6 protein-coding genes and 2 pseudogenes are annotated in these 10,682 nt (G+C 69.9%); 6 read left to right on the top strand and 2 right to left on the bottom strand.

Translation table 11 applies throughout. The features are described from left to right. Positions 1-53 precede the first annotated feature (53 nt). The 5 genes and pseudogenes from AC2W7E_RS03055 (at position 54) to ndk (ending at position 6,818) form a co-directional block, all read left to right on the top strand. Complete coding sequence (locus AC2W7E_RS03055; RefSeq protein WP_485988506.1) at positions 54-905, top strand: endonuclease domain-containing protein; 852 nt, start codon at positions 54-56, stop codon at positions 903-905. A 312-nt stretch (positions 906-1,217) separates the two neighbouring features. Next, positions 1,218-4,645: pseudogene (ileS, locus tag AC2W7E_RS03050) on the top strand (isoleucine--tRNA ligase). Next, positions 4,642-5,990 (top strand): annotated as a pseudogene (locus AC2W7E_RS03045) (bifunctional folylpolyglutamate synthase/dihydrofolate synthase). Before ileS ends, AC2W7E_RS03045 begins: the two co-directional pseudogenes overlap by 4 nt. Then, entirely contained in the window at positions 5,987-6,400 is a 414-nt protein-coding gene (locus AC2W7E_RS03040) for a DUF4233 domain-containing protein (RefSeq protein WP_231729450.1), read from the top strand. Before AC2W7E_RS03045 ends, AC2W7E_RS03040 begins: the two are co-directional and overlap by 4 nt. A gap of 1 nt (position 6,401) precedes the next feature. Then, positions 6,402-6,818, top strand: a complete 417-nt coding sequence (ndk, locus tag AC2W7E_RS03035; RefSeq protein ID WP_025104977.1) for a nucleoside-diphosphate kinase — start codon at positions 6,402-6,404, stop codon at positions 6,816-6,818. A gap of 67 nt (positions 6,819-6,885) precedes the next feature. Here ndk and AC2W7E_RS03030 read toward each other — a convergent pair whose 3' ends face one another. After that, positions 6,886-7,497 carry a vitamin K epoxide reductase family protein gene (locus AC2W7E_RS03030; RefSeq protein ID WP_485988505.1) on the bottom strand — a complete coding sequence of 204 codons (612 nt, stop codon included), beginning with the start codon at positions 7,495-7,497 and terminating at the stop codon, positions 6,886-6,888. A 282-nt stretch (positions 7,498-7,779) separates the two neighbouring features. Here AC2W7E_RS03030 and AC2W7E_RS03025 point away from each other — a divergent pair, with 282 nt between their 5' ends. Beyond that, positions 7,780-10,248 carry an Rne/Rng family ribonuclease gene (locus AC2W7E_RS03025; RefSeq protein ID WP_485988504.1) on the top strand — a complete coding sequence of 823 codons (2,469 nt, stop codon included), beginning with the start codon at positions 7,780-7,782 and terminating at the stop codon, positions 10,246-10,248. Here AC2W7E_RS03025 and AC2W7E_RS03020 read toward each other — a convergent pair. Further along, a complete protein-coding gene (locus AC2W7E_RS03020) occupies positions 10,210-10,479 on the bottom strand; it encodes a DUF4031 domain-containing protein (RefSeq protein WP_025104974.1) in 270 nt (89 codons plus the stop codon). The two genes, AC2W7E_RS03025 and AC2W7E_RS03020, sit on opposite strands and share 39 nt — an antisense overlap. Between the last annotated feature and the right edge of the window lie 203 nt (positions 10,480-10,682).

Genomic DNA, 10,682 nt, shown 5'->3' with positions numbered 1-10,682 from the left:
GGAGCTGGCCGCGGTGGGGAGCATGGGAGGGGATGGGGAGCAGCATCGGGGGCATGAACGGGATGAGGCGGGCGCGGCTGCTGCAGGCGATGCGGGAGGTCGACGGAGTCGCACGGGTCGAGCGGCTGCGGGATCGCGGGGTCAGCCGATACGACCTCGAGATGGCGGCCGCGGAGCGGATGATCCAGCGGGTGCGAGTCGGGTGGGTGGCGCTGCCCGATGCCGATCCGCGTCGGGTGACCGCGGCGCAGCACGGTGTTCTGCTGACGTGCGTGACGCAGGCGCGGCGGCTGGGCCTCTGGGTGCATGACGAGAGGCCGCGCCTTCACCTCGCGGCCAGCCCGGGCAGCCGGGGTGGGAAGCCGCCGGAGGCACGCGTGCACTGGGCTCGGCCTCTGGTTCCGCGACACCCGGATGCCCTGGAGGACCCGATCGAGAACGTGCTGAGCCTGGTGTCCACGTGTGAGCCGTACGAACAGGCGCTCGCGACCTGGGAGTCGGCATTGAACAAGGGCCTCGTCGACCGAGAGAGGCTGCTCCGACTCCGCTGGGGACCGCGCGGGCGGCGGCTCCTGGCCGAGGCGCTGCCGTTCGCGGATGCGGGGCTCGAGACCTACCTGCGCGTGCGACTGCGCTGGCTCCGGCTGCCGCTGCGCTTCCAGACGTGGATCGCCGGGCACCGGGTGGACGCCCTCATCGGCGAGCGGCTCGTGCTGCAGATCGACGGCGGCACGCATGTCGGAGCCCAGCGCGACCAGGACAACCGTCACGATGCGGAGCTGAAGCTGCGCGGCTACCACGTCATCCGTCTGGGCTATCACCAGGTGATGGACGAGTGGCCCGCGGTGCAGGACCTCCTCATGCGCGCCGTCGCTCAGGGACTGCATCGTGCGCGCACGGCGTGATGTCGCAGATCCCGCCCCGGGTCGCAGGGATGTCTCCAGATCCTGCGACGTGGAAGAGAATCCGCGGGAGGAGGAGCACGCGTACAATGGGCACACGAGCATCGATCCGGCCATCACCGGGGAGCTCTCGGAAGAACGGTCCGGCGACGGACTCAGTAGAACCGAGCGGGGCAGGCCCGTCACAGCCGCAGTGAGAGTGGTCCGTGGGTCTCTGAGCTTGTCGAGGAGACGCAGGGGCACGCGAGGTGGTACCGCGGTCCGCGAGGATCGTCCTCGCAGCAGCATCCGCCACGACGACCACTGCGAGAGACCATGACCTACCCGCGCTCCTCCTTCGGCCCCGCTGCCGACCAGGCCACCACTGTGGCGCCGAGCCCCCGCTTCCCGCAGATCGAGGAGGAGGTGCTCGACTTCTGGAAGACCGACGACACCTTCCGCGCCTCCATCGAGCAGCGCGAGGGTGCCCCCGAGTGGGTGTTCTACGACGGCCCTCCCTTCGCGAACGGTCTGCCGCACTACGGCCACCTGCTCACGGGCTACGCGAAGGACGTGTTCCCGCGCTTCCAGACCATGATCGGGCACAAGGTCGACCGAGTCTTCGGATGGGACACCCACGGGCTCCCCGCCGAGCTCGAGGCGATGAAGCAGCTCGGGATCACCGAGAAGAGCGAGATCGAGGAGATGGGGATCGACGTCTTCAACGAGAAGGCGCGCTCCTCGGTCCTGAAGTACACGCGGGAGTGGGAGGACTACGTCACCCGCCAGGCCCGGTGGGTGGACTTCGAGCGCGGCTACAAGACGCTCGACCTCGGCTACATGGAGAGCGTGCTCTGGGCCTTCAAGACCCTGTACGACAAGGGGCTCGCCTACGAGGGGTACCGTGTGCTCCCGTACTGCTGGCGCGATGAGACGCCGTTGTCCGCCCACGAGCTGCGCATGGACGACGACGTCTACCAGATGCGACAGGACCCGTCGGTCACGGTCACCTTCCCGCTCACCGGCGCGAAGGCCGAGGCGCTCGGGCTCACCGGCGTGCGCGCCCTCGCCTGGACGACGACCCCCTGGACCCTGCCGACCAACCTCGCGCTCGCCGTGGGGCCGGACATCGAGTACGTCGTGCTGCCCGCCGGTCCCGCCGGCGCCTCCGACGTGCACCAGGGACGCGCCGCTCCCTCGGCCGACCAGCTCGCGGTCGAGGCCTCCGCGCACCGCTACCTGCTCGCGAAGGATCTGCTCGGCGGGTACGCCAAGGATCTCGGTTACGAGAGCTCGGAGGACGCGCTCGCCGCGGTCGACGCCACGCTGCGCGGTGCAGAGTTGGCGGACGTCACCTACGACCGCCTGTTCGACTACTACGCGGACGAGGAGACCTACGGCACGGGGAACGCCTGGCGCATCCTCGTCGACGACTACGTCACCACCACCGACGGCACCGGCATCGTCCACCAGGCACCCGCCTACGGTGAGGACGACCAGCGCGTCGCCGGCGCCGCGGGCATCCCGACGATCCTGTCGCTCGACGACGGCGGGCGCTTCCTCCCGAACGTCACGGATGTCGCGGGCGAGCTGTGGATGGACGCGAACACCCCGCTCGTGCGGATCATCCGCGACAACGGCCGTCTGGTCCGGCTGCAGAGCTACGAGCACTCCTACCCGCACTGCTGGCGCTGCCGGAACCCCCTCATCTACAAGGCCGTGTCGAGCTGGTTCATCCGGGTCACCGACATCAAGGACGACCTCCTCGCGAACAACGAGCAGATCACCTGGGTGCCGGAGAACGTGAAGGAGGGGCAGTTCGGCAAGTGGCTCGAGGGCGCCCGCGACTGGTCGATCAGCCGCAACCGCTACTGGGGCTCGCCCATCCCGATCTGGAAGAGCGACGACCCGGAGTACCCGCGCGTAGACGCCTACGGCTCGCTGGAGGAGCTGGAGCGCGATTTCGGCACGCTGCCGCGCAACCCGGAGGGCGAGGTGGACCTGCACCGCCCCTACATCGACGATCTGACCAGGCCGAACCCCGACGACCCCACGGGCATGAGCACGATGCGGCGCATCGGCGACGTCTTCGACGTGTGGTTCGACTCCGGCTCGATGCCGTACGCCCAGGTGCACTATCCGTTCGAGAACCAGGAGTGGTTCGACTCGCACTCCCCGGCGGACTTCATCGTGGAGTACATCGGCCAGACCCGCGGCTGGTTCTACGTCATGCACGTGCTCTCGACGGCGCTGTTCAACCGCCCGGCGTTCACGGGCGTCAGCTGCCACGGCATCGTGCTCGGCAGCGACGGCTACAAGATGTCGAAATCGCTGCGGAACTACCCCGACGTGTCCGAGGTTCTGGACCGCGACGGGTCTGACGCGATGCGCTGGTTCCTGATGTCGAGCGCGGTGCTCCGCGGCGGCAACCTCATCGTCACCGAGGAGGGCATCCGGTCCGGCGTGCGGGAGTTCCTGCTGCCGCTGTGGAACTCGTGGTACTTCTTCGCGACGTATGCGAATGCTTCGACAGGCTCAGCAACCCAGGGAGGAGCAGGCTCAGCAACCCAGGGAGGCGGGTACGAGGCATCGTGGCGCACCGACTCGACCGACGTCCTCGACCGGTACATCCTCGCGCGGCTGGGCGACCTCGTCCGCGAGGTCCGGGCCGATCTGGAGGGTCTGGACTCGACCACCGCGTCCGCGCGACTGCGCGACTTCGCCGAGGTGCTGACGAACTGGTACATCCGCCGTTCGCGCGACCGGTTCTGGGTGGGCGTGACGGACGACCCGAAGAGCCGCGAGGCGTTCGACACCCTGTACACCGTGCTGGAGACGCTGTGCCGCGTGGCCGCGCCGCTCGTCCCGCTGATCAGCGAGCGCGTGTGGCAGGGACTCACCGGCGGGCGCAGCGTGCACCTGCAGGACTGGCCGGATGCGGATCAGTTCCCCGCCGCCGACGAGATCCGCGACGCCATGGATGCCGTCCGTGAGCTGTCGAGCGTCGGCAACGCGCTGCGCAAGAAGGAGAAGCTGCGCGTGCGCCTGCCGCTCGCACGGCTCACGGTGGTCTCTCCGCTCGCGGGCGACCTCGGCCAGTTCGAGGACATCCTCCGCGAGGAGCTCAACGTGAAGACCGTCGAGCTCGTCCCGCTGACCGATGAGGCAGCCGGGGAGTACGGCATCAGCCACCGGCTGAGCGTGAACGCCGCGCCGCGGGTCCGCGCCTCGGCAAGGACGTGCAGAAGGCCATCCAGGCCGCGCGCTCGGGTGACTGGTCCGAGACCGACGGCGTCGTGACCGCCGGCGGCATCGCACTGGAGCCCGCCGAGTACGACCTCGTCCTCGAGACCACGGGTCGCCCCGAGGGGGAGGCCCTGGCCATCGTCCCGTCCGGAGGGTTCGTCCTGCTCGACACCGACACGACGCCGGAGCTGGAAGCCGAGGGCATCGCCCGCGACGCCATCCGCGTCGTGCAGGAGGCGCGCAAGAACGCCGGGCTCGACGTCAGCGACCGGATCGTGCTGGCCCTCAACGCCGCTCCCGCGGAGGCGGCGGCGCTGGAGACCCATGCCGACCTCATCGCCGCCGAGACGCTCGCCGTGGCGTTCGCCGTGCAGCCGACCGACGACCTCGACCGGCTCGTCGACGAGGCCACCAGCCCCGGAGACGGCGTGCATCGGAGCGGGGCGAAGGCGCTCGGGGCCGGGAAGGCGCCGCTCCTCGTCACGATCGACACGAACCTGGAGAAGGTGGGCGCATGAGTGCGAGAGACCGGGCCGACGCCGTCTACGAGACGCTGCTGAGCCGTGCCGGGGAACGCTGGGTGCAGCCACGCAAGGAGCGGACGGCGCGGATCCTCGAGTACCTCGACGATCCGCAGCGCACCTACCGCGTCATCCACATCACCGGCACCAACGGCAAGACGTCGACCGCGCGGATGATCGAGAGCCTGCTGCGTGCCCATGACCTGCGCACCGGCCTGTTCACGAGCCCGCACCTGGAGCGCTTCACGGAGCGCATCATGATCGACGGCGAGCCGATCGCCGACGAGGCCGTCGCCGACGCCTGGGACGAGATCGAGCCCTTCGTGGGGATCGTCGACGCCGAGCTCGAGGCGGCAGGGGAGGCCCCCCTGACGTTCTTCGAGCTGCTCACGGTCCTCGCCTTCGTCGCGGTCGCCGACGCGCCCGTCGACGTGCTCGTCCTCGAGGTCGGCATGGGTGGCGAGTGGGACTCGACGAACACCGCGGACGGCGACGTGGCGGTGTTCGCTCCGATCGACATCGACCACGCGGACCGCCTGGGAAGCACGATCGCCGAGATCGCCCAGGTCAAGGCCGGCATCATCAAGGAGGGTGCCGCCGTCGTCTCCGCCCAGCAGCCGGCCGAGGCCGCCGAGGTGCTGCGCCGCGTAGCCGCGGAGCGCCATGCCACCATCGCTCGAGCGAGGACTTCGGGCTCGCCGAGCAGAAGCTCGCCGTCGGCGGTCAGCTCCTCACCATCCGGGGCCTCGCGGGGCAGTACGAGGAGGAGTACCTGCCGCTGTACGGCGCGCACCAGGGCCACAACGCCGCGCTGGCCGTCGCCGCCGTCGAGTCGCTCATCGGCGGCGCCGGCCAGGCGATCGCCGGCGGAGTGATCTCCGACGGACTCCAGGGCAGCACGTCTCCCGGCCGCCTGCAGCTCCTCGGCATCGCTCCCACCGTGATCGTCGACGCTGCGCACAACCCGCACGGCGCCGCGGCGCTCGCCCAGGCGCTGGACGACAGCTTCGACTTCGACGAGTGGGGCCTGGTGCTCGGCGTCCTCGCGGACAAGGACGCGGCGGGGATCGTCGCGCGGCTCGCGCCCGCCGCCGCGCACGTCTTCGCGACCGCGCCGGAGTCGGACCGCGCCAGCGATGCCGACCTCATCGCCGATCTCGTCGAACAGGCCGGACAGCGCGCCACCGTGCACCCGTCCCTCGCAGACGCCGCGGACGCGGCCCGGGAATGGGCGGCCTCGTCGGATCGTCGGGCCGTGGTCATCGCCGGCTCCGTCGTGCTCGCGGGCGAGGCGATCGCGCTCTCCGAAGAGGAGGACTGGAAGTCGGGGTGGCGCGCATGAGTGCCGCTGCCCCGCGTCGACCGCGCGCCCCGCGCACCCTCGTGCAGAAGCTCGCCCCGGTGGTGCTCGGCTTCGAGGCGATCGTCGTCTTCCTCGTCGGCCTCACCATCTTCGGCCTGAAGGCTCTGCCGGCGGGCATCGAGCAGTGGTGGGGGATCGTGGGCGGTGCCGTCGTGGCCGTGGCCTGCGTCGTCATCGCGGGCATGATCACGAAGCCCTGGGCGATCCCCGCCGGGTGGATCGTGCAGATCGTGGTCGCGTTGTCGGCCATCGCCGTCCCTGCGGTGCTTCTCGTCGTCCTGATTTTCGGCGGCATGTGGGCGTATGCGACCATCATGGGGGCCCGCCTGGACGCACGACGCCCGAGCGGGGCTCCGACCGCGCAGAACGCAGACACAGAGAGTGAATGACATGGCCACCGAAGAAACCCTCGTCCTCGTCAAGCCGGACGGTGTCGCCCGCGGCCTCACCGGCACGATCCTCGCCCGCATCGAGGCGAAGGGATACGCCCTCGTCGACATCCGCCTCGTCGAGCCCGACCGCGACCTGCTCGCCGCGCACTACGCCGAGCACGAGGGCAAGCCGTTCTACGAGCCCCTGCTCGAGTTCATGATGTCCGGCCCCTCGGTGGCGATCCGTCTCGCCGGCAACCGTGTCATCGAGGGCTTCCGCTCTCTCGCCGGCACGACCGACCCCACGACCGCCGCGCCCGGCACCATCCGTGGTGACTTCGGTCGCGACTGGGGGCTCCAGGTGCAGCAGAACCTCGTGCACGGCTCGGACAGCCCCGAGTCGGCCGCCCGCGAGCTGGGCATCTGGTTCGACTGATCCCGACCCTCACGACGAAGCCCGTCCGCCGGAATGGCGGACGGGCTTCGTCGTTCTCACGGAGAGATCAGAAGAGGATCTTCGCCATCTCGCCGAGGAAGTCGAGTCCCTGCAGCTGCGCGAGGAAGATGATGAGCGCGTACGCGATGACGGTCGCCAGCGGCACCCACGGCATGAGCTTCTCGGCGCGCGCTCGGACCTTCGCGTTGCTCGTGAAGGTGCCGTTGCGGGCGAGATGGACCATCGTGGCGAAGAAGGTGGGGATCGTCACGGCCCAGGTGACCATGCACCAGGGGCAGAGCACGAAGAGGCTGTACAGGCTCTGCGCGATCAGCCAGCACACGAGGCCGAAGGCGAAGGTGATGCCCGCCCCGAACGCCGCCCAGAACCACCGCGGGAACCGCGCCCCGGCGAGGATCGCGACGCCGACGACGAGCGGCGCCATCCAGCCGGTGAGACCGATGATCGGGTTCGGGAAGCCGAACACCGATCCCTGCCACGACTGCAGGTTGACGCTGCACTGGATGAACGGGCTGAGATCGCACCCGAGCGCTTTCTGCGGCTTCTCCAGCAGTGCGAACTTCTCGACGGTGAGCTGGAAGGCGGCGTACCAGCCGATGACGCTCGCGATGATCAACCACACGGCATAGACGACGGGGCGGGTGCGCTGCTCGCTCATGCTCAGGATTATCCCAGCGACGGCTATGGAAAGGGCGAGAACCGCCCGGAGAAAACGGGCGGTGAGCGACGGGATGCCGCGATCGGACCGACTTGGTGCGATAATGACCTGTGATGCGATGAACGGCGTTGCCGCGACACGCGTCGAGCAGACTTCGGGGCCCATGCCCCACGCGACCAGAGCCATGAGCCGGTCGCAGGCCGATTGAGTTCGCGGCACCCGCGGGTGCCGCATGAGATTTCACGGGACACGCAGTGGACCGTGCCAGGGAGCACGCCAGAGATGGCCGATGAGAACAATGACAACAACGCCCCCGCCCTCGACGCCCCGGCTGATGCCGCGGAGCCGCTGACGGCGCCCACCGACGCCGCAGAGCTCGAGGCGGAGAGGGAGGCTCCCGCAGCGCAGGCTCTGACGGAGGATGCTCCTGCCGAGTCCGAGGCTCCCGCGGAGTCGGAAACTCCCGCGGAGTCGGAAACTCCCGCGGAGTCCGAGGCCGCTGCGGAGTCCGAGGCGCCTGCCGAGCCCGAAACTCCTGCCGAGTCCGAGGCTCCCGCGGAGTCCGAGGCTCCCGCGGAGTCCGAGGCGCCTGCCGAGCCCGAGGCTCCTGCCGAGCCCGAGGTCCCTGCGCAGGCGGAGAAGCCCGCGCCGGTCACCGCCGTGTCGCTCGGACTGCTGCCCGAGGTCTTCGTGTCGCAGGTGTCGACCCAGCTGCACTTCTACGCACCGGAGATCGTCCCGCTTCCTGCTCGCCCCGGTCGCGACGACCGTGCGCCGGAGCGCGACCAGGACGAGTCCGGGGGAGGCCGCCGGGGGCGTCGTCGCCGTGGCGGCTCCGAGGGCGACGACCAGCAGCGCGACGAGCCGCGGCAGCGTCAGCGCGTCGTCGAGTACATCACCGAGCCCAAGGCGATCAAGGGCTCGACACGCCTCGAGGCCAAGAAGCAGCGCCGTCGTGACGGCCGCGACGCCGGTCGTCGTCGTCCGGTCGTGACCGAGGCCGAGTTCCTCGCACGCCGGGAGTCCGTCGACCGCAAGATGGTCGTGCGCTCCAAGAACGGCCGCACGCAGATCGGCGTGCTGGAGGACGGCGTGCTCGTGGAGCACTACGTCGCCCGCAATCAGGACGCCTCGCTGATCGGCAACGTCTACCTCGGTCGCGTGCAGAACGTGCTTCCCAGCATGGAGGCCGCGTTCGTCGACATCGGTCGCGGCCGCAACGCCGTGCTCTACTCGGGCGAGGTGGACTGGGACGGCGTCGAGACCGGCAACCAGCCCCGTCGCATCGAACTGGCGCTCAAGCCGGGCGATCGCGTGCTCGTCCAGGTCACCAAGGACCCCGTGGGTCACAAGGGCGCCCGCCTCACGAGCCAGATCTCGCTGCCCGGCCGCTACCTGGTGTACGTGCCCGGCGGCTCGATGAACGGCATCAGCCGCAAGCTCCCCGACAACGAGCGCGCGCGACTCAAGCGCATCCTCAAGGAGGTGCTGCCGGAGTCGTCCGGCGTGATCGTCCGCACGGCGGCCGAGGGCGCCACCGAGGAGCAGCTGACCCGCGACGTGCAGCGCCTCACCTCGCAGTGGGAGCACATCCAGAAGCAGGTCGAGAGCCAGCAGGCCCCCGCGCTCCTGCACGCCGAGCCCGACCTGCTCGTGAAGATCGTCCGCGATGTCTTCAACGAGGACTTCACGAAGATGCTCATCCAGGGCGAGGAGTCGCAGCGCACGATCCGGGCGTACCTGGAGAGCGTCGCGCCCGACCTGCTCGAGCGCGTCGAGGCCTATGAGGACGACGTCGACCCGTTCGACGCGTTCCGCATCACCGAGCAGATCGAGAAGGCGCTGGACCGCAAGGTGTGGCTGCCCTCCGGCGGCTCGCTCGTGATCGACCGCACCGAGGCCATGACGGTCGTCGACGTCAACACCGGCAAGTTCGTCGGCTCTGGCGGAAACCTCGAGGAGACCGTCACCAAGAACAACCTCGAGGCCGCGGAGGAGATCGTCCGCCAGCTGCGTCTGCGGGACATCGGCGGCATCATCGTCGTCGACTTCATCGACATGGTGCTGGAGTCCAACCGCGACCTCGTGCTGCGTCGACTCATCGAGTGCCTGAGCCGCGACCGGACGAAGCACCAGGTCGCCGAGGTCACCTCGCTCGGTCTCGTGCAGATGACGCGCAAGAAGCTCGGCCTCGGCCTGCTGGAGACCTTCAGCGAGGCGTGCGAGGTGTGTGCGGGTCGCGGCGTGATCGTGCACCACGACCCGGTCGTGAAGCACCGCGCGAACGGCAACGGCAACAACAACGGCGGCAACGGCAACGGCGGACGCCGCCAGCGCGGCAACGGCGGCAACGGCAACGGCAACGGCGGCGGAAACCACTCCGCCCCCGCCGCCCCGCCGGTGACCCACAGCATCACCGAGGGGGCCAAGTCGGCCCTCGCGCAGATCGCCGCGTCCACGATCGCGCCTGCCGGTGACGCGGTCGCCGAGGCTCCCGGCGCCGAGCCCGCACCGGCTCCCGCGTCCGAGCGCCCGAAGAAGGCCCGGAAGAAGCGCGGGGACCGCAAGGGGCCGAAGACGCCGACCGAGGAGCTTCTCGACTCGGTCCTGGACGCGCTCCCGGAGCCCAAGGCGCCGGGTCAGGGTCGTGGACGGCGTCGGGTCACCACCGCCGCGCTGTCCGGCACGCCGGTGTCCGTGAGCTCGGAGGCGTCAGTGGCGCCGGTCGCGTCCGCGGACCCGGAGGCCTGACGCGATCAGGCGGGTGACCAGCTCCCTGCCGGAGACGTGCTGTGCACCGCCGGCGATGAGCCGGGGGACCGCGTCCTCAGGGACGTCGTAGTGATCGAGGTCGAAGGCCCGCGCCGGGATCCCGTGGCTGCGCGCGAACGCGTGCAGCTCGTCGAGGTTGTCGTCGCTGACCAGGTGCGCCCACAGGCGTCCGTGGGCGGGCCAGCGGGGGTCGTCGACGAGTACGGTCACTCCGTCAGCCTACGACCGGCCCCGTCACCCGGCTCACTTTGCGAGGTCGTCCGGCATCCGGTAAAGTAGTCCCTTGGTGCGCATGCCGCCTCGTCCTCGACGGCCGAAGCGGAGAGTCTTGCATTCGCGCCCGTCGTACCAGCGACGCATGCAAGCAACAGTCTTCCCGTGAGATTCTCGGAGCCGCGTGCTCCCCAACGAAA

Source organism: Microbacterium sp. CFSPD4_SD4 (assembly GCF_057364585.1).
This window is presented reverse-complemented; position numbering and strand designations above follow the sequence as displayed.